The sequence below is a fragment of the Streptomyces dryopteridis genome, assembly GCF_049606955.1.
Lineage (GTDB): Bacteria > Actinomycetota > Actinomycetes > Streptomycetales > Streptomycetaceae > Streptomyces.
Window position 1 is genome coordinate 98,189 of the sequence record NZ_CP187113.1, and the last position, 18,385, is coordinate 116,573.

Below are 18,385 nucleotides of genomic sequence, written 5' to 3' on the forward strand. Positions count from 1 at the left end.
CGGGACTCACCCTTCCCGGCCGGGACCGCCGCCACGCATGACGGGGACGCGGGGGTCGCGGGCGCGGCGGAGGAGGCGGTGGGCGCGGAGCTGGCCGACGCGGCCCCGGAGCTGACGGCCGGTTACCGGGCAGCCCTGCCGGGGGCGCGGGCCGGGGTGCTGGGCCGGTTGTGGCGCGGGCTGGCGTGCGATCCGCTGGACTGCGTCCTGCGGCGGGAGCACGGCGCGGACGGCACGCTGCGGCTGGTCCTCGCGGACGGCGGACGGCTGGTCGGACCGGCGGTGGACCCGTTCGCGGGCGGCGCCGAGGTCCCGGGGATCCGGCACGAGGACGCGAGCGGTCGGGCCCGGGTCCACACCCGGGCGGGCGAGCTGGTGCGGGCCCTGGGGCTGCCGGGCGGGCCGGGGTTCGCGGCCGAGCTGGACCACAGCACGGCCTCGCTGGCCCTGTCCCGGGCGGGCGGGGCGCGGGCCGCCGAACTGCGCCCGGAGCCGACGGACGGCAGCGGGGCGTGGGAGCGCCGCCTCACCGACGGTCACCCCTACCACCCGAACTGCCGCTCCCGGCCGGGGTTCACGGTGGCCGAGCAACTCGCGTACGCGCCCGAGCACCGGCCGACGGTGACCCTGCGGCTCGTCGGCCTCGACGAGCGGCGCGCCCTGGTGAGCGGGGTGTGGCCGCGGGAGTGGCGGGAGGGGCGGGAGCTGCTGCTGCCCGTGCACCCGTGGCAGGCCGAGCACGTGCTGACGCGGGCGCGGTCCCGGGGCGAGGTGGACGCGGCTCCGCTGCTGGCCCTGCGCACCCTGGCCCCCGTGGCGGACCCGCCGGGCGGCGGGCCGGACACGGCGGCGCACGTGAAGACGGCGCTCAGCGCCCGGCTGACCTCCTCCGTGCGGGACATCTCGGCCTATTCCGTGGAGACGGCGCTGACGGTCTCGGAGTTCGTCACCGACCTGGCGCGGCGCTTCGACGGGCTGCTGCACGTCACGCGCACGCTGGGCGCGGCCTGTGACCGGGGCGCGGACCTGTCGGCGGTGCTCCGGGAGTCCCCCGACGGGTACGCGGACCGCGCGGCCGGGGAGCGGGTGGTCCCGGTGGCGGCGCTGCCGCTCGCGGCGCCCACGGGGGATCCGGGGTGGGCGGCGGCGTTCGCGGAGCTGGTGTTGCGGGTGGGCGTGGGGATGCTCGACCTGGGCGTGGCCCTGGAGGGGCACGGTCAGAACCTCTTGGTCGTCCTCGGCCCGGACGGGGCGCCCCGGCGGCTGGTCTACCGGGACCTGGCGGACATCCGGATCAGTCCCGCGCGCCTGGCCGAGCACGGGATCGCGCCCCCGGCCCTGACCGGCAGGCTGTTGAACGACGAACCCGGGGCGCTGCGCCGCAAGGCCCTCGGTTCCCTGCTGGTCGGGTCGCTGGGCGCGACGCTGGGCTCGCGGCGGGCTCTGGCGGAGGCGCTGGGGACGGCCGCCGACCGGCTCCCCCGCACTCCCGCCCTGACGGCGGCCCTGACCGAGCCGCTGCCCACCAAGGCCCTCACCCTGATGCGTCTGTCCCCGACCCCGGGCGACCACTGGACCACGGTGGCGAACCCGGCGGCCCCGGGCCGCCACTGAGCGGCCCGGGGGCGCCCGGGGCGGTTCAGGGGCGGCCTTGGGCGCTGCGGGCCCGGCGCAGGGCGCGGGTCAGGGCCGGGGGCAGGACGTCCTTGGCGAGCCGTCGGGCCAGGGCGGCGCGCGCGGAGGGGGGCGCCGGTCGCTTCGGCGGCTCGGGGCGGACCGGCGCGGGGGGCTCGGGGCGGGTGTGCCGGGAGGTGGGGTGGGCGGGCGGGACGGCCTTCTGTCCGGTGACGCGGATCAGCGGGGCGCCCGCCACCTCCTCGACGCCGTGCCACAGGTCGGCGCGTCCGCTCAGGAACGCGGCGAGTTCGGTGCGCAGCGGTTCCGGGTCGTCCCAGGTCGCGTACATCTTGTGCCGGGTGATGCACAGGACGTGCAGGCGGCGGGCGTCGACGGCGCCCCAGACCGCGGCCGCGACCCCGGGGCAGTGTTCGGCCCGGAAGTCGTCGAAGACGACAACGGCGCCGGGGGCCGCGACGGTCCGGGAGTTCTCCAGGTCCTCGTGGACGTGCGCGTACAGGTGGGAGGCGTCCACGTGCACGAACCGGCAGGAGTTCGCCCGGACCCGGTCCGGGACCACGGAGGTCACGGCCTGCACCACCGTGGGCAGCCGCTCGTGGAACGACAGGTAGTTCGCCTCGAAGGCCCGGCGGGTGAGGGTGGCGTAGGAGCGGCGCATCTCGTCGTCGTTCTCCTCGTCCTCGGCGGGCGAGTCGAAGAGGTCGCAGACGGTGAACTCCTCGCCCTCCTTGAGGTATCGGCCGAGGAAGATGGCGCTCTTGCCGAGGTAGGCGCCGAGTTCGAGGAGGTCGCCGGTGGCGCGCGGGTCGGCGTTCTGGCGGGTCAGGAACCAGTCGAAGAGGATCTGGTCGGCGGGCCAGAACCAGCCCTTGACCTCGTCCAGGTTCGCGGGTTCGGGCAGGCGGGTCTCTTCGACGGGCTGTGCGGTCATGGAGCGGTCATCCTCGGGGTGGGCGACGCGGGGCGTGTGGCCCGGGCGACCCTAGGGGCGACGGGTGACGGTCCGGCGAACGGGCGTCGACGGGGCGGCGGCGCGGGGGTGCGGGGAGTGCGAGGGGGCGGGGGCGCGGGCTCAGCCGAGGTGGGGACCGGCGAGGCCGGCGCGGTGGGCGAGGACCACGGCCTGCGCGCGGGTCGCGAGGTCGAGTTTGCTCATGCACTGGTGCACGTAGCTCTTGACGGTGGCGACGCTCAGCACGAGGCGGTCGGCGATCTGGGTGTTGGTCAGGCCCGCGCCCACCAGGGCGAGCACCTCGCGTTCGCGGGGGGTGAGGACGTCGAGGTCGGGGCCCTGGACCGGCGCTCCCGCCGTGCGGACCGCGGCGGCGGCCGGCGTCGGGGGCCGGGCGGGGTCGGGGGCGCCGTCCACGAGGGCGCGCAGCACGTTGGAGCTGAACAGCATCTCCCCCGCGTGCACGGTGTGCACGGCGGCCACCAGGCGTTCGGGCGGCGTGGTCTTCAGGAGGAAGCCGACCGCGCCGGCCCGCAGGGCGTCCCGGACGTGGGCGTCCTCGTCGAAGGTGGTGAGCACGAGGATCCTCGGGGCGGGCCACACGGCGGCGGCCAGGATCCGGCGGGTCGCCTCGATCCCGCCGACGCCCGGCATCCGGATGTCCATGAGGACGACGTCGGGGCGCAGTTCGACGGCCATGGCGACGGCGCGTTCGCCGTCGTCGGCCTCGCCCACCACGTCGATCCCGGGGGCGGCCCGCAGGATCGCGGCGATGCCGGTGCGGGTGAGCCGTTGGTCGTCCACGACCAGGACGGACGGCATCCGAGGGTCCTTCCGAGGGGGGTGGTCGGTTCAGGGGGCCGGCGGGGTGCGCGGACCGGCCGGGTGGGGGCCGGGGACGGGCAGGGTCAGTCCGATCCGGTGGATCTCCGGTGCTCCGGCTGCCTCGGGCGGGCCCTCGGGTTCCACCGTGAGCGTCCCGTCGTAGATGGTGGCGCGTGCCCGCATCCCGATCAAGGCGCGCTGCGCTCCGGGGCTGCAAGTGGCCGGATCCCGACGGTCCGCGGCGGGTGGGGCGGAGACGACGAGGGTGATCCCCTCGTCGTGGTAGGCGAGGTGCACCTCGCTCCGGGGGCGGGTGGGGTCGCAGCCCACGCGGAGTTCGGTCAGGGCCTGGTGGACGGTGCGGTACACGCACAGGTCGAGGCCGGCGGGAAGGGGGTAGGGGACGCCGGTGACCCGATAGGCGACGGGCGGCGAGGTCCGGGGGGCGAGCCGGCGCAGCAGCTCGGGCAGGCGCGCGACGCCGGGGGCGGGGGCCCACGGGCCGAGCCCGTAGCGGCCGTGCCCCGGGGGCCCGGGGACGGGAGGTCCGTCGAGGGGGCCGGGCGGGACGGGCACGGCGACCGGTGCCGGGGGCGCCAGGACGCGGGCCATCCGGCGGAGTTCGGCCAGCGCCTCCTCGGCGCTCGCGGTGACGGCGTCGAGGGAGGCGCGGGAGGTCGCGGGGTCGGAGTCGAGGACGTAGCGGGCCAGCCCGGCCTGCACCGCGAGGGCGGTGAGGTGGTGGGTGATCACGTCGTGCAGTTCGGCGGCGATGTCGAGCCGGACCCCGGCATCGGGCCCGGGCGCGGCCGGCTCGGCCCCGGGGATCGAGGGGCGGGGGCGCTCCGCGTTCCCCGGATCGGCGCCGGCGGCGGCGCGCGGCAGCACACGGGCGGCGACGGCGCGGGCGGCGCGGGCCAGGGTGCGCGGGGCGGCGCTGCGGATCCGGGGTACGGGCATCGTGCGAGCGTAGAGCGCGCGGGGGCGCCCCGCGCAGGGGCGGGCGCGCACCTCCACCCGGGGGTGGGGCGGGTCACCCCCGGGGTGGTGGGCCAATGCCCGCACTGGTGGGTGTTCGGGTGCGGGACGGGCGCGTAGCGTCGTTCGGGTCGCACGGTCCGGGACCTCGACGGGCACGGGGGCCGTCGCGCCTTCGGCGTGCGACCGGGGGGTGGAGCTTCCGCCCGTTCTCGTCCACGGGGGACGTGACGGAACGGGCGGGACCACCCCGCGTGCCCGGGACCCCCGCCGCGGCTCGGATCGGCCCGGAAAATCGGGGCCTGTGCGGTCAGCGGGTGCTTGGATGGGGCGATGCGGACGAGCGAACGGGCGCCCTGGGGCCCGGAATTGGTCGAGGAGTTCGGGAAGCCCGCGGGGGTCTCGGCGGTGGGGAGCAGTCCCCGGTCCCGGGTGTGGCGGGTCGAGGCGGCCGGGGGGCGGGTCTTCGCCGTGAAGCGGAGCGTCGGCGGGGCGGACGCCGGGGAGCGGTTCGGGCGGGAGGTGGCCGCCTTGCGGGCCGCCTGGGCCGCGGGGCCGGTCGGCGGGGAGGTGGTGCCGGCGGTGGTGGCCGCGGACGGGGACCGTCGGGTGATGGTGCTGGAGTGGGTGGATTCGGGGCCCGTGGCCGACGGGTGGTCGGTGGGGTGGGCGCGGGCGCTGGCCCGCTTGCACGCGACCGGGGTGCGGTTCGGGGGCGGGGGCGGGCTCGCGGCGGTGCCCCGCGCCGCGCCGCCGACGCCGGCGGACGCGGCCGCGCTGATCGAACTGGCCGACCGGCTGGGGGTGCGGGTGCCCCGGGGGGTGTCGGAGGAGTTGGCGGCGCTGCTGGACCGGTTGGGTACGGCGGCGCGGGAGGGGCGGGCCCTGTTGCACGGGGATCCGTGCCCGGGCAACGATCTGCGGACCGCCTCCGGGGTCCGGTTCGTGGACCTGGAGCAGGCCCTGGTCGGGGACGGGCTGCGGGAGTTGGCGTACCTGCGGATCGGGTTCCCGAGCTGTTGGTGCGTGACCCGGATCGCGCCGGAGGTGGTGGAGCGGTCCGAGGCCGCGTACCGGGAGGAGTGGCGGGCGCGGACCGGTGTGGAGGTGCCGGGGTGGCCGTCGGGCCCCGCCTCGGGGGTGGGCCCGGCGCCGCCGGCCGGGTTGGTGGACGCGTGCGTGGGGTGGGTGCTGGGCGGGGACGCGCTCGTGCCGAGGGCGCGGCGGACGGGGGTGGACCGGCTGGAGCGGGCGCTGCGGCGGGATTGGCGGTGGGGGACGCTGACGGCGCGGGAACGGCTCGCGCACCGCTTGGGGGTGGTGGCCGAGCTGACCCGCCGGCGGCCGGAGTTCGCCGCGTTCCACGAGTCGGCGGGCGCGACCCGTGCCGCGCTGGTGGCGCGTTTTCCGCGGTTGGCCGGGTTGCGGGTGCCGGAGCGGGGGCCCGGGGACGTGTGACCCCCTACCGGGGTACGAGGGCGGGGCCGGCACCTGGGGGTGACGCCCCGGCGCGGGGCCGCGCCCTAGGCTGATCCGATCATGGACGACAGACCTGCCTCCGAAGAGTCCCCCGGCGCCGAGGGCGCCCGTCTGCGACGCCTGCGCCCGCGCCTGCCGCACGAGTGGCCGTGGGCCCGGTGGTCGGGGCGGGTGGCGGGGGCCGTGGTGCCGGTGCCCCGGGACGCCTGGCGGGAGCTGGGCGAGGCCCTGCGGACCCCGCCGGGGGCGGGGCGGGCCCTGCTGGCGGACGCACCGACCTGGTGGCAGCGGGCCCTGCCGTACCTGGTCGCGTGCGCGTTCATCGCCCCGCTGATGCCCGCGTCCATCGTGCACTTCTCCAACGAGTACCACGCCGGTGGCGGCTGGGGCGGGGCGCTGGGGGTGGCGCAGACGATGCCCCTGCTGCTGGCGGTGACCCGTCCGGTGCAGGCGTGGCTGATCATGCTGGTGGCCGACGTGGTGGGGGCGTTGGTGCTGCTGAACGCCGGGCAGGTGTTCGCGCACCCCTGGCCGTGGCCGGCGCCGACGATCATCGGCTACCTCGCGCTGCTGGTGTACCTCGGGCTGCGCGCCGCGCCCCGGATCCTGGTGACCGTGTGGGTGATCACGGCCCTCGTGGGGGTGCCCCTGGGCTTTCTGACCCCGGCCGCCGGCACGAACACGCACGCCCTGCTGACCGTGCTCGCCGGGGTGGTCCTCGCGCTGACGGGGACCTTGCGCGGGTTGGGGAACGCGCGGTGGAAGGTGGCCGAGCAGGAGCGGATCAGCGAGGCGGAGCGGGCGCGGCGCACCTTGTTGGAGGAGCGGACGCGGATCGCGCGGGAGCTGCACGACGTGGTGGCGCACCACATGTCGGTGATCACGGTGCAGGCCGACTCGGCCCCGTACCGGGTGGCGGGGATGCCGCCGGAGGTGCGGGAGGAGTTCGCGACGATCGCGGCGAGCGCCCGGGAGTCCCTGACCGAGATGCGGCGGCTGTTGGCGGTGCTGCGGGGCGCGGACGGCTCGGGCGGGGAGTTGGCTCCGCAGCCCGGGGTGGGTCAGGTGCGCCGGTTGGTGGAGGCCACGGTGCGCTCGGGCCTGCCGGTGGACCTGTCGCTCGGCGCGACGGTCACGGATCCGCCGGCGGGCGCGGCGCCGGTGCCGTCGGCGGTGGACCTGTCGGCGTACCGGATCGTGCAGGAGGCGCTGGCGAACGTGGTGCGGCACGCGCCGGGCGCGCACACCCGGGTGTCGGTGTCGCGGGAGGCGGCCTCGGGCCTGTCCGGGGAGGCGCTGCTGGTGCTGGTGGTCAACGAGGCGCCGGAGGAGGGGCCGGGGCGGCCGGTGGAGGCGGCCTCGGGGACGGGGCACGGGCTGGTGGGGATGCGCGAGCGCGTACGGTTGACCGGCGGGACCCTGGACACCGGGCCGCTCCCCGACGGTGGTTTCCGGGTCGCCGCCCGGCTGCCGTTGACGGGCGGCACGGGCGGGTAGCCGAGAGTCGCGGGGACGCGGCCGGGTCCGTCGGGGTCCGGCGTTGCGGCCCCCGTGATCGGAGCGGGTGCCCCGGACCCGGAGGGTTTCCCCGAGTGAGCATCCGCGTGATCATCGTCGACGACCAGGCCATGGTGCGGGCGGGTTTCGCCGCCCTGTTGTCGGCGCAGGCCGACATCGACGTGGTCGGTGAGGCCCCGGACGGTCGGGCCGGGGTGGAGGTGGCGCGGTCCACGCATCCGGACGTGGTGCTGATGGACGTGCGGATGCCGGAGTTGGACGGGCTGGCGGCGGCGCGGGAGATCCTGTCCCCGCCGCCGGGGGTGGTGCGGGTGCCGAAGGTGCTCATGCTGACCACCTTCGACGTGGACGACTACGTGTACGAGGCGCTGCGGGCGGGCGCCTCGGGGTTCCTGCTGAAGGACGCCCCGCCGGCCGACCTGATCGCCGCCGTGCGGGTGGTGGCCGGCGGGGAGGCGCTGTTGGCGCCGTCGGTGACCCGGCGTCTGATCGCCGATTTCGTGGGCTCGCGGCCCGCGCCCCGACGCGATCCGAAGCTGCGGCTGAACGGGCTGACCCCGCGTGAGACGGAGGTGCTGGAGCTGATCGCGCGCGGGCTGTCGAACCGGGAGATCGCCGAGCACCTGGTGGTGGCGGAGCAGACGGTCAAGACTCACATCGGGCGGGTGCTGGCCAAGTTGGACCTGCGGGACCGGGCCCAGGCGGTGATCTTCGCCTACGAGGCCGGGGTGGTCCGCCCCGGCGACGGCGGCTGAGCCCCGGCGGCCGGCTCCCGTCCTCCGCCCGGTGATACCGGGGTATGACGGCGGGCTTGGCCCCTCGGTGCGACGCCCCGGGCGCGGGCCGGCTCCTACCTTCCTCCCTGTTCCCAGGAGAGGAGACGGGCCATGCCGCGCCCCACCCCCACAGCACCGTCGAAGTCGTCGCCGTCCGCCCGGGCCGGTCTGTCCCGGGCCGTCGCCCGGATCGAGGCGGCGACCCCGCCGCACCGGGACCGCGCCCTGGACGGGTTGCGGGCCCTGGCCCTGCTCGCGGTGCCCGTCGGGCACTGGATGCTCGGCGGGTTCACCGTGACGGACGAGGGGGCCCTGCGCAACGCGAGCCCGCTGTCCACGTTCGGGGCGCTGGCCCCGGCGAGTTGGGTGCTCCAGATGTTGGGGGTCTTCTTCCTCGTGGGCGGGTGCGCCTCGGCCCTGTCGTGGGCGCGGCACGGGGCCGGCTCGCGGGGGGCGTGGCTGCGGGGGCGGCTGGCCCGGTTGGGCCGGCCGGTGCTGGGGGTGGCGGCGGTGTGGGCGGTGTTGGCGCCGCTCGCGGCGCTCGCCGGGGTGCCGGAGCGGACGTTGCGGACCGGGGCAACGCTGGTGATCCAGCCGCTGTGGTTCGTGGGGGTCTACGCGGTGGTGACGGCGCTGACCCCGCTGTGCGCGCGGGTGGTGGAGCGGTTCGGGGCCTGGTCGGCGGCGCCGCTGCTCGGCTCGGTGGCGGTGGTGGACTTCCTGCGGTACGGGCCGTTCGAGGCGTCGGTGCCGGGCTGGGTGGCGCTCGTGAACCTGCTGCCGGGCTGGTTGTTCGCGTACCACCTGGGGGTGGCGTGGGCGGCCGGGCGGATCGACCGGCGGGGCGCGCACCTGCTGCTGTGGGGCGGTGCGGCGCTGTTCGCGACCCTGCTGCTGGTCTTCCACTACCCGCTGTCGATGGTGGGGGTGCCGGGGGCCGAGCGGACCAATTCGCACCCGCCGTCGCTGCTGGTCCTGGCCCTGGCGGCCACGCAGTCGGGGGCGGCGGTGCTGCTGCGGGACCGGCTGCGGCGGCTGCTGGCGCGGCCCGCGCTGTGGGCTCCGGTGGTGGTGGTGAACCTGGCGGCGATGACGATCCTGTGCTGGCACCAGACGGCGATGCTGGCGGCGGCCGTGCCGGTCTCGGTGGCCGGGTGGACGGTGCCCGGGTTGACCACGGCCCCGGACACGGTGGGCTGGTTGCTGTGGCGGGCGGCGTGGTTGCCGGTGTTCGCGTGCGCGCTGGTGCTGATCGCGCGGCGGGCCCGGGTGTTGGAGGCCCCGTGGACCGGGGCGCGGGCCGGTCGGCGGGTGGTGGCCGGGGTATTGGCGCTGGGCTTCGGGGCTTTCGCCCTCGGGTTGGCCTGAGGCTCCCCGCACGCGCCGGGGCCCCGTCGACCGGGTGGTCGGACGGGGCCCCGGGGCGTGCGCGGCGGCGCGGATCAGGTGATCGAGGCGCAGACGATCGCGGCGACGGCCACGTTGCAGGAGGCGGTGACCCAGACGGCCGGGTGCGGTTCGGGGTCGACGACTATCGCGCCGAGCTTGCCCGGGGTGACCCAGTCCAGGACGAGGAAGGCGATCCCCATCAGGGCGAGGCCGAGCACGCCGAAGACGGCCGTGTTGAGCAGTCCCTTGCAGAAGTCGTCGTAGGTGGTGAAGATCGCGGTGGCGACGATCCCGCCGACGCCCAGCAGGGCGGAGCTGAGCATGACGGCCGCGTTGCGGTTGCGCTCCTGCCAGATCTGCCGCCCGAGCTTGCCGGGGGTGAGGACGTCCACGAGGAGGACGCCCAGGATGAGCAGGACCAGGCCGACCGCGCCGTAGGCGGAGGTCCGTCCGAGTCCGTTGACGATGTCGGTCATTGCGCGGGAGTCTCCGGTGCGTGTGTCGGGGTGCTGGGGGGCGTGACGCAATCTAGCGCACGGTGGGCGCGTGGTCAGGGGCCCCGGCGGGAGGGATCGCGGGCGGGCGGCCCCCGGTCCGGGCCGGTGACGGGCCCCGACGGCGGGCACCTGCGGAGGAACCGGGCGCATCGGGCATCGCGGGGCGGGGAGGGGGACCGATCGATACCGGCCGGCCGCCGACACCCCGCGCGGACGCACGGACGCGGGGCGGGCCTCGTGAGGAGGCCCGCCCCGCGTGAACGGTGTGGACGGTGTGGGGGGATGGGGTTCCGGGGCGGGATCAGCCCCAGGCGCGGATGAGTTCGCGGCGTTCCAGGGTGGTCATGCCGCCCCAGATGCCGGAGGGTTCGTGGGTCCGCAGGGCCCAGTCCAGGCAGCGGTCGACCACCGGACAGGGCCCGCAGACCTCCTTGGCCGTGCTGGTCTGGGTCACGGCGGGGCCCGAGGTCCCCACCGGGAAGAAGAGGTCGGGGTCTTCCGTGACACACAGGGCACGGGTTCGCCAGTCCATCAACTGCGCTCCTCCCACGAGAAGGTGAGGTGCCGCCGGCCCGTCACGGGCCGGTCCGACACCCCCCACCCTCCGATGCGCCCGGACCTGGGTCAACGAACCGAAGGTCCCCACGGTTCGGGACCTCGGACCCGTTCGCGTTCCACTCTCGTGTCGCGGTTCCGCTTACTGCCAGCGGGGGCGGCTTCCGTCCATCTCGCAGTACAGGGTGGAGCCGTGGGAATCGAGGGTGGTGAGGCCCAAGTGGGCCTTCTTGCAGAACTGTCCGCGCTTGTAGCGGTTGCCGGCCGGGGAGAGCAGCACATCGCCGTCACCGGATTCCGGTTCGGCGCGGGTCGGGGCCGCCGCGGGCTTCTCCGGGGCCACCCGCTCCGCCTTCGGGGTGGGGACGGCGGTGGGGGTGGCGGGCACCTTGACGGGCTCGGGTTCGGCGCTCGGGGTGGGGCTCGCCGTGACGCTCGGCGAGGGGGAGGCCGCGGGCGAGGCGGAGGCGGTCGCGGAGGCCGTCGCCGAAGGCGTCGCCGAGGCCGAGGTCGAGCTGTCCGGGGTCGGGGTGTCGGATCCGTCACACGCGGTGAGGAAGAGGGCTCCGAGGGCCAGAAGTGCGCCGGCGAGGGGGCGCCAGCGGTTTATACGAGAGGTCACACCTCGTTACCCTGGGGTCCTGACCTGCGGCGATTCAAATCCGGGCCCTTGGGCCGCGCGAAGGCCGCGCGGTCGGGACCTTCGGCGCAGGATTCTCGCGCGGGGGGTCACGGTCCGCCCGGGTCGAGGCCCGACCTTACGTGTTTTGGTCCGATTGTGTGAACCTGGGTGGGTTGGTCACTTCGGGTCGGTCGCCTCGCGCGCGCCGGCCCGTTCCGCGAGATCCCCTGGAGAACCATGTCCCGCTCCGCCGCAGACCGCCGTCCCGCCGCGCACGCGCGACGCCGTCGTCCGGTGCTGCCCCTCGTGTGCGGGGCCGCCGTGCTGGGCTTCGGCGGCCTGTACGCCGCCGGGCTGCTCGTGGGGGACGACATACCCGAGGGCACCTCGGTGCGCGGGGTGGCGATCGGCGGGATGAGCCGGTCGGAGGCGCGCGAGGTGCTGACCCGGGAACTGGGGGCGGAGGGCTCGGCGCCGTTGCCGCTGCGGATCGGGGAGCGCACCAGTCCGACCCCGGTCAAGGAGCTGGGGCTGGCCCTGGACGCCGAGGCCACCGCCGACGCCGCGGCCCGTTCGGGCAACGCCCCGTGGACGGTGGTCGCGCGCCTGTTCTCGGGTGGTGACCGGGAGGTCGAGCCGGTGGTGACCCTGGACGAGAAGACCGCCCGCAGCCGGTTGGCGGCGCTGGAGAAGTCCTCGGGCACGGCCGTCCGCGAGGGCTCGGTGACCTTCTCCGAGGGCGCGGCGAAGGCCACGGAGCCCCGGGCGGGGATCCGCGTGAACGTGACCCCGGCCCTGGACACCCTGCGGACGGCCTGGCCGCGACCGGTGGGGGCCGCCGCGAGCGGGGCCGGGAAGGCCGTGGCCGCCCCGGTGGAGATACCCGTGACCCGCACGCGACCGAAGGTCGACAAGGCGATGGTCGACCGGGCCGTGCGGGAGTTCGGCGAGCCGGCCATGTCGGCGCCGATCACGCTGAAGGTCGGCGAGGGCTCCGTGACGGTCGCCCCCGGGACCCTGTCGAAACACCTGACGATGAAGCCGGGCACGGTGGCGGGCCACCCCGCTCTGGTGCCCGCGCTGGACGCGGAGAAGCTGCTCGCGGACCCGGCGGTGGCCGGGCCGCTGGAGAAGGCAGGCGGGGAGGTCCGGGAGGCGACGCTGCGCCTGGACGGAACGCGCGTGGCCGTGGCCCGCGAGGGCGTCTCGGGCCGGCAGGTCACCCCCGCCGCCCTGGGCGAGGCCGTGGTCCCCCTGCTCACGGGCGGGGACGCGGCGGCCCGCACCGGCACGGTGGCCACGCGGGAGGTCAAGCCCAAGCTGAGCTCCGCGACCCTGGCGGAGCTGGGCATCAAGGAGAAGATGTCCTCGTTCACGGTGAACTTCGAGCCCGCCGAGTACCGCCGGATCAACATCGGTCGGGCGGCGGAGCTGATCAACGGCTCGCTGGTGATGCCGAACGAGGAGTGGAGCTTCAACAAGCGGGTCGGGGAGCGCACCGAGGCCAACGGGTTCACCGAGGGCATCATGATCAACGACGGGCGCTACGTGAAGGCGGCCGGCGGCGGGGTCTCCGCCGTGGCCACCACCATGTTCAACGCGATGTTCTTCGCGGGGGTCAAGCCCGTGGAGTACGGGGCGCACTCCTTCTACATCGAGCGCTACCCCGAGGGCCGCGAGGCCACGGTCGCCTGGGGCAGCCTGGACCTGAGGTTCCGCAACGACTCGGGCAAGGCGATCTACGTGCAGGCGGAGGCCACCGACCGTTCGGTGACCATCTCCTTCCTCGGGACGAAGAAGTACGACGAGGTGCGGGCCACGAAGGGACCGCGCACCAACGTCGTCAAGCCGGCCGAGCGGACCGCCTCCGGGCGAACCTGTGAGGCGCAGAGCCCGTTGGAGGGATTCGACGTGGCCGTGGACCGGATCTTCGTCAAGGGCGGGGCCGAGGTGGGCCGCGAGACCTTCAAGACCCACTACACCCCGCGCGACAAGGTCACCTGCGAGCCGGAGAAGTCCCCGACCCCGAGCGGGTCGGCCTCCGCCTCCTGAGGCCGCGCGGGGCGCGCGGGCTCACGCCAGTTCGGTGACCGGGCCGCGGAGCGGTTCGGGCAGTCCGCGCAGCCGGCGGGCCTCGTGGACGGCGGCGATCTGGGCGGGGCCGTCGGGGCCCCAGTCGGTGAGCTCCCGGATCTGTTCGGGGGTGGCCAGCAGGGCCGCGTACCGGCCGCCGGGGGCGGTGGCGCCGGGGCCGAGACGACCCACGGTCCGCAGGTGCAGCCAGGGCGCGTTCTCGTCGTGCAGGTGGCCGAGGGGTGCCAGGGGGCCGTCGACGTGACCGGGCGGGACCTGTTCGGGAGTGGGCAGGGACACCGTGCCGTGCTCGCGGTCCACCAGGGCCAGGGCGCGGCCGTCGGGGGCCAGCAGCCAGCAGCGGGTGTCGCGGACGGCCAGGTCCTGCGGGACGGGTCCGGTGCGCCAGGCCCCGTGTTCGCGGGGGCGGGGGGCGCACAGCACGCCGAGGCGGTCCAGGGCGCCGGGTTCGGCGGGCCGGCCGCGTTCGAGGAGGGTCGGGGCCTGCCCCTCGACGCGGGCGCGCAGGGCGGCGAGGACGCGGCGGGCGTCACCGGCCTCCATCACCCGGGCCAGGTCGCCGGGTTCCACGAAGCGGATGCCGGTGATCTCCTGGGCGGGCAGCCGGACCGAGGCGATGCGTTCGGGGCTCCAGGTGCCGCCGTCGAAGACGTAGACGATCTCGCCGGGGAAGCGCATCTCGGGTTCGAAACCGGGGGTGTTGGCGGGAATCCAGTCGACGACCAGGCCCCGGGTGGGGCGGGTCTCGACGCCGAGTTCCTCGTCCATCTCGCGGGCGGCGGCGGTGGAGGGGGATTCGCCGGCGTCGACGGCGCCGCCGGGCAGCAGCAGGGTGTCGCGGTAGTCGACGTGCTGGACGAGGACCCGCCCGTCCCGGTCGGTGACCAGGACGCCGGCGGCCGTCCACAGGCCGGCGCGCGAGGCGCCGTACTCCGCCGGGGTCATCCGGCTGCCGGGCTGGTCCGGGATCGCTTCGGTCAACGGGGTCATGGGGGCTCCGTTCACGGGGAGGGGAGGGATGCGGACGGGGAGTGTGGCTGGGACACGGGCTGGTGGGGGATGGCCGGGGGGCGCGCGGGCGGTTCCTCGTCGAGGAGGAGCCGGGCGGTGGTGCGCCCGAGGGCCTCGGCCTCGGCGGGTGCGCCGTGGACGTGCGCGACGGAGCCGGGGCCGCCGTCGGGGTCGAGGAGTTCGGCGCGGATCCGCAGCCGGCCGTCGGGAAGTCTGGTGGTGACCACGGAGGCGGCGGTGGCGCAGTCGCCGCGCAGACCCGCCAGGACGGCGCGTTCGGCGGTGAGGCCGAGGCGGGTGGGGGCGTGGTCGAAGGGGGCGAGGAGGGCGGCCGCGGCGTGGTCGCCCGCGCGGTGTTCGACGACGATCACGCCGGCGCCGGCGGCCGGGGGCCAGTACTCGGGGCTCCAGATCTCGGTGGCGCGGCCGGCCAGGCCCAGGCGGGCCAGGCCCGCGTGGGCGACGATCAGGGCGTCGAGTCCGGCGCCGCCGGTGTCGAGGAGCGCGAGGCGGGTGTCGAGGTTGCCGCGGATCGGCACCGGCACCAGGTGTGGGAGCCGGGAGCGGAGCAGGGCGGCGCGGCGTGGTGCGCTGGTGCCGACGCGGGCGCCGGCGGGGAGCTCGGCGAGCGGGACGGGGGTGCGGCCGGTGGGGCAGGCGGGTCGGACCACGGCGTCGCGGACGTCCTCGCGGGGCAGGGCGGCGCCCAGGACGATGCCGGGGCTCCGGTCGTGGGCGCCGGGCAGGTCCTTGGCGCAGGAGATGGTGAAGTCGACCTCGCCGGCGAGGAGGAGGGAGTCGGCGCGGCGGGTGAAGGCGCCCTTGCCGCCGATCTCGGCGAGGGGGCCGGGGTGTCGGTCGCCGAGGGAGACGGTCTGGACCACGATCAGGGGCCGGTCGGGGTGGGTGCGGCGGAACCGCCGGGCGAACGCCTCGGTCTGGGCGAGGGCCATGGGACTGGGTCGGGTGGCGAGGCGCACCGCGCCGTCCGTGCCGCGTCCACGTGTCATCTCGCACCCCTCGCCGATCGATCGCTGTGCCGGCCTGTGCAACAGCGCGCGGGGGCCTGGGGTTACGGGCGGTTCAGGGCAGGAAGATCAGGTGGGGGGCGCCGGTGACGGGGTGGACGGTGACCTGGGCGCGCACCTGGTACACCTCGGCGAGGAGCTCGGGGGTGAGGACCTCGGCGGGGGTGCCGCGGGCGACGATCCGGCCCTCGTGCAGCACCGCGACGCGGTCGCAGACCCACGCGGCGAGGTTGAGGTCGTGCAGTACCAGCAGCACGGTGGTGGGGAGGTCGCGGACGAGGGCCAACAGGTCGAGGCGGTGGCGGATGTCGAGGTGGTTGGTGGGTTCGTCGAGGGTGATCAGTCCGGGGTCCTGGGCCAACGCGCGGGCCACCAGGCCGCGTTGGCGTTCGCCGCCGGAAAGCAGGCCGAACGGGCGGTCGGCGAGGTGGGCGAGGTCGGTGCGGTCGAGGGCGGCGGCGACGCGGGCGTGGTCCTCGGGGCGGTCGGTCTCCCAGAACCGGCGGTGCGGGCTGCGGCCCATGGCGACGACCTCGCGCAGGGTGAGCTCACCGGCCGCGTCGGCGCTCTGGGGGACGGCGGCGAGCCGGCGGGCGGTGTCGCGGGCGCCGAGGGTGCGGGTGTCGACGCCGTCGAGGAGCACGCGGCCGCGTTCGGGGCGCAGCACGCCGTGCAGGACCCGCAGCAGGGTGGTCTTGCCGGAGCCGTTGGGGCCGACCACGCCGAGGGTCTCGCCGGGGGACGCGCTCAGGTGCACGTCGTCGAGCAGGGCCCGGCCGCCGGCGGTGTGGCGGATCCCCTCGATCCGCAGGTCGACGGGGTTCATCCGAGCACCTGCCGGGCGCGCCGGCCGCGGCGCAGCAGCCACAGGAAGAAGGGGCCGCCGACCAGGGCGGTGATCACGCCGACCGGGATCTCGCGGGGGGCGGCCGCGGTGCGGGCGAGGAGGTCGGCCCAGACGAGGAAGGCCGCGCCGGCGAGGGCGGAGACGGGCAGCAGGGCGCGGTGTCCGGCGCCGACCACGAGCCGTACGGCGTGCGGGACCATCAGGCCGACGAAGCCGATGGCGCCGCTCTGCGCGACGAGCACGCCGATCACGAGGGAGGTCAGCACGAAGGCGAGGGCGCGGAAGCGGCCGGTGTTCAGGCCGAGGGTGCGGGCGTCCTCCTCGCCGGCGAGGAGCAGGTCCAGGGGGCGGGCCAGGGCGATGAGGAGGGCGCCGCCGAGGAGCAGGGCCGCGAGGGGCACCGGGAGGGCGTCCCAGCGGGCGCCGCCGAGGCCGCCCAGGGTCCAGAAGAGGACGGCGCGGACCTCGTCGGCGGAGGCGCCGAGGACGAGGACGAGGCTGGTGAGGGCGGACAGGACGTACTGCACAGCGACGCCGGCGAGGACGAGTCGGCCGCCCGTGACGCCGCCCTCGCGGCGGGCGAGGACGTGCACGAGGAGGAGGGCGGCGAAGGCGCCGAGGAAGGCGGCGGCGGGCAGGCCGAGGCCGCCGAGGAGGCCGGCGGAGCCGCCGAGGACGATGACGGCGACCGCGCCGGCGGAGGCCCCGGAGGAGGCGCCGAGGAGGAAGGGGTCGGCCAGCGGGTTGCGGACCAGGGCCTGGAGGACGGCGCCGGTGAGGGCGAGGCCGGCGCCGACGAGGGCGCCGAGCAGGATCCGGGGCAGCCGGACGTCCCACACGATCGCGGTGAGCGGGCCGGGGGGCTCGGTGCCGAGGAGGACGGACAGGACCCGGCCGGGGGGTATGGGCACGGAGCCGAGGGCGATGCCGGCGAGGACCGCGCCGGCCAGGGCCGCCGTCAGGGCCGCCGTCAGGGTGAGGACGGCGGCCCCGGTCCTGATCCGGCTCACGGGTGCAGCTGACCGGCGAGGGACTCGACGGCGTCGGCCACGCGCACGCCGAGCACCACCGAGGACAGCGGGAGGACCACGAACCGCTTGTCGCGGACGGCGGGCACCGAGGCCAGCGCCGGATCCTCCAGCAGGCGCTTCTTCTTCGCCTCGACGTCGGTCTTGCCGTAGTCGTAGATCAGGATGACCTGGGGCGCGCGGTCGATGACCTGTTCCCAGGAGACGTCGCCGAAGGTGTCGTCGAGGTCGGCGAAGACGTTGGTGCCGCCGGCCAGGGTGATGACCTCGTTGCCGATGCCCTTGCCGCCCGAGGTGAAGGCGGAGCCCTCGCCGGAGTCGAAGGCGAACACGGTGGGTCGGGGCGAGCCGGCGACGCGGGCGACGGCCGCGTCGATCCGGCGGGTCTCCTCGGCGATCAGCCGCTCGCCGCGCTCGGGCACCCCGAAGGTGCGGGCGACCTCGGTGATCTCGGTGCGCAGCTGCGGCACGCCGACCGGACCCTTGCCGCAGTACTCGGTGTTCAGGCGGGTGTTGACGTGGGCGGCGGAGAGATCCGCGCGGGAGCGCCCGGCGGCCTTGTCGAAGGCGCTGCCGTAGCCCCCGTAGACGAAGTCGGGTTCGGCGGCGAGGAGGGTCTCCTTGTCGGGGTACTCGGGGGCGAGCACGGGGATCTTCTCGTAGTCGGCGCGGTACTTCGGGCCGATCGCGTCGTCGAGGTAGGCGGTGCCGACCAGGCGGTCCTTCAGGCCGAGGGCGAGGAGGATCTCGGTGGCGTGCTGGTTCATGGTCACGGCGCGTCGGGGCGGGGCCGTGAAGGTGGTCCGCACCCCGCAGTTGTCGACGGTGTACGGGAACCCGGCCGCAGTGGCGGTGGCCGCGCGGGGCTCGGCCGGGCCCCCCGGGGCGCCGGCGCAACCGGCGAGCGACAGGGCGATGACGACGGACAGCAGCCCGGGCAGGGCGGGACGGCGGGGCATGGGTGTTGCCTCTCCCGGGGATCCTCGTCCCCTGGTCGACGTGAGAGGCGGTGCGTCAGTGTCTGACTCCCGGCGGGCCGCTGGCCTTGCCGGTCACAGTGGCGGGACCGCACCGGATTCGCACCGGGTTTCCTGATCCTGCACCGCCGAGGGTGAACCCCGTCAGTCTGCCAGACGGCTCCGGGCGGC

At 76.1% G+C, this 18,385-nt stretch carries 17 protein-coding genes and 1 riboswitch; of the genes, 6 read left to right on the forward strand and 11 right to left on the reverse strand.

The window, feature by feature from the left end:
* The first annotated feature begins 78 nt into the window (after positions 1-78).
* Positions 79-1,614 (forward strand): IucA/IucC family protein, encoded by a 1,536-nt coding sequence (locus ACN20G_RS00425; protein ID WP_424210666.1) that lies wholly within the window; start codon positions 79-81, stop codon positions 1,612-1,614.
* A 25-nt stretch (positions 1,615-1,639) separates the two neighbouring features.
* Here ACN20G_RS00425 and ACN20G_RS00430 read toward each other — a convergent pair whose 3' ends face one another.
* The 3 genes from ACN20G_RS00430 to ACN20G_RS00440 form a co-directional block, all read right to left on the reverse strand.
* Positions 1,640-2,569, reverse strand: coding sequence for a class I SAM-dependent methyltransferase (locus tag ACN20G_RS00430; protein WP_424210667.1), 930 nt, complete (start codon positions 2,567-2,569; stop codon positions 1,640-1,642).
* Positions 2,570-2,710: 141 nt separating this feature from the next.
* Positions 2,711-3,412 (reverse strand): response regulator transcription factor, encoded by a 702-nt coding sequence (locus ACN20G_RS00435; protein ID WP_424210668.1) that lies wholly within the window; start codon positions 3,410-3,412, stop codon positions 2,711-2,713.
* A gap of 30 nt (positions 3,413-3,442) precedes the next feature.
* Positions 3,443-4,375 (reverse strand): sensor histidine kinase, encoded by a 933-nt coding sequence (locus ACN20G_RS00440; RefSeq protein ID WP_424210669.1) that lies wholly within the window; start codon positions 4,373-4,375, stop codon positions 3,443-3,445.
* Positions 4,376-4,726: 351 nt separating this feature from the next.
* Between ACN20G_RS00440 and ACN20G_RS00445 the strand changes: the two genes are divergently transcribed.
* The 4 genes from ACN20G_RS00445 to ACN20G_RS00460 all read left to right on the forward strand — a co-directional run bounded on the left by ACN20G_RS00445 (position 4,727) and on the right by ACN20G_RS00460 (position 9,534).
* Positions 4,727-5,851 carry an aminoglycoside phosphotransferase family protein gene (locus tag ACN20G_RS00445; protein WP_424210670.1) on the forward strand — a complete coding sequence of 375 codons (1,125 nt, stop codon included), beginning with the start codon at positions 4,727-4,729 and terminating at the stop codon, positions 5,849-5,851.
* A gap of 81 nt (positions 5,852-5,932) precedes the next feature.
* The gene (locus tag ACN20G_RS00450; RefSeq protein ID WP_424210671.1) at positions 5,933-7,369 is read left to right on the forward strand and encodes a sensor histidine kinase; all 1,437 of its coding nucleotides are present in this window, start codon (positions 5,933-5,935) and stop codon (positions 7,367-7,369) included.
* A gap of 95 nt (positions 7,370-7,464) precedes the next feature.
* Positions 7,465-8,145, forward strand: a complete 681-nt coding sequence (locus ACN20G_RS00455; RefSeq protein ID WP_424210672.1) for a response regulator — start codon at positions 7,465-7,467, stop codon at positions 8,143-8,145.
* Between the two features lie 132 nt (positions 8,146-8,277).
* On the forward strand, positions 8,278-9,534 hold the full coding sequence (locus tag ACN20G_RS00460) for an acyltransferase family protein (RefSeq protein WP_424210673.1): 1,257 nt from the start codon (positions 8,278-8,280) through the stop codon (positions 9,532-9,534).
* 74 nt (positions 9,535-9,608) lie between these two features.
* Here ACN20G_RS00460 and ACN20G_RS00465 read toward each other — a convergent pair whose 3' ends face one another.
* The 3 genes from ACN20G_RS00465 to ACN20G_RS00475 all read right to left on the reverse strand — a co-directional run bounded on the left by ACN20G_RS00465 (position 9,609) and on the right by ACN20G_RS00475 (position 11,229).
* Positions 9,609-10,031 (reverse strand): DUF350 domain-containing protein, encoded by a 423-nt coding sequence (locus ACN20G_RS00465; RefSeq protein ID WP_424210674.1) that lies wholly within the window; start codon positions 10,029-10,031, stop codon positions 9,609-9,611.
* Positions 10,032-10,353: 322 nt separating this feature from the next.
* Complete coding sequence (locus ACN20G_RS00470) at positions 10,354-10,584, reverse strand: WhiB family transcriptional regulator (protein ID WP_424210675.1); 231 nt, start codon at positions 10,582-10,584, stop codon at positions 10,354-10,356.
* 165 nt (positions 10,585-10,749) lie between these two features.
* Positions 10,750-11,229 carry a hypothetical protein gene (locus ACN20G_RS00475; protein ID WP_424210676.1) on the reverse strand — a complete coding sequence of 160 codons (480 nt, stop codon included), beginning with the start codon at positions 11,227-11,229 and terminating at the stop codon, positions 10,750-10,752.
* 237 nt (positions 11,230-11,466) lie between these two features.
* Between ACN20G_RS00475 and ACN20G_RS00480 the strand changes: the two genes are divergently transcribed.
* Positions 11,467-13,281 carry a VanW family protein gene (locus ACN20G_RS00480; protein WP_424210677.1) on the forward strand — a complete coding sequence of 605 codons (1,815 nt, stop codon included), beginning with the start codon at positions 11,467-11,469 and terminating at the stop codon, positions 13,279-13,281.
* Between the two features lie 21 nt (positions 13,282-13,302).
* Here ACN20G_RS00480 and ACN20G_RS00485 read toward each other — a convergent pair whose 3' ends face one another.
* The 5 genes from ACN20G_RS00485 to ACN20G_RS00505 all read right to left on the reverse strand — a co-directional run bounded on the left by ACN20G_RS00485 (position 13,303) and on the right by ACN20G_RS00505 (position 18,196).
* Positions 13,303-14,313 carry an NUDIX domain-containing protein gene (locus tag ACN20G_RS00485; protein ID WP_424210678.1) on the reverse strand — a complete coding sequence of 337 codons (1,011 nt, stop codon included), beginning with the start codon at positions 14,311-14,313 and terminating at the stop codon, positions 13,303-13,305.
* A gap of 11 nt (positions 14,314-14,324) precedes the next feature.
* Positions 14,325-15,344, reverse strand: a complete 1,020-nt coding sequence (hemC, locus tag ACN20G_RS00490; protein WP_424210679.1) for a hydroxymethylbilane synthase — start codon at positions 15,342-15,344, stop codon at positions 14,325-14,327.
* 73 nt (positions 15,345-15,417) lie between these two features.
* Entirely contained in the window at positions 15,418-16,188 is a 771-nt protein-coding gene (locus ACN20G_RS00495; protein ID WP_424210680.1) for an ABC transporter ATP-binding protein, read from the reverse strand.
* A complete protein-coding gene (locus ACN20G_RS00500) occupies positions 16,185-17,219 on the reverse strand; it encodes a FecCD family ABC transporter permease (RefSeq protein WP_424210681.1) in 1,035 nt (344 codons plus the stop codon). Before ACN20G_RS00500 ends, ACN20G_RS00495 begins: the two co-directional genes overlap by 4 nt.
* Positions 17,216-18,196 (reverse strand): ABC transporter substrate-binding protein, encoded by a 981-nt coding sequence (locus ACN20G_RS00505; protein WP_424210682.1) that lies wholly within the window; start codon positions 18,194-18,196, stop codon positions 17,216-17,218. The genes ACN20G_RS00500 and ACN20G_RS00505 overlap by 4 nt, the downstream gene beginning before the upstream one ends.
* A 40-nt stretch (positions 18,197-18,236) precedes the next feature.
* Positions 18,237-18,367: riboswitch (cobalamin riboswitch) on the reverse strand.
* Positions 18,368-18,385 lie beyond the last annotated feature (18 nt).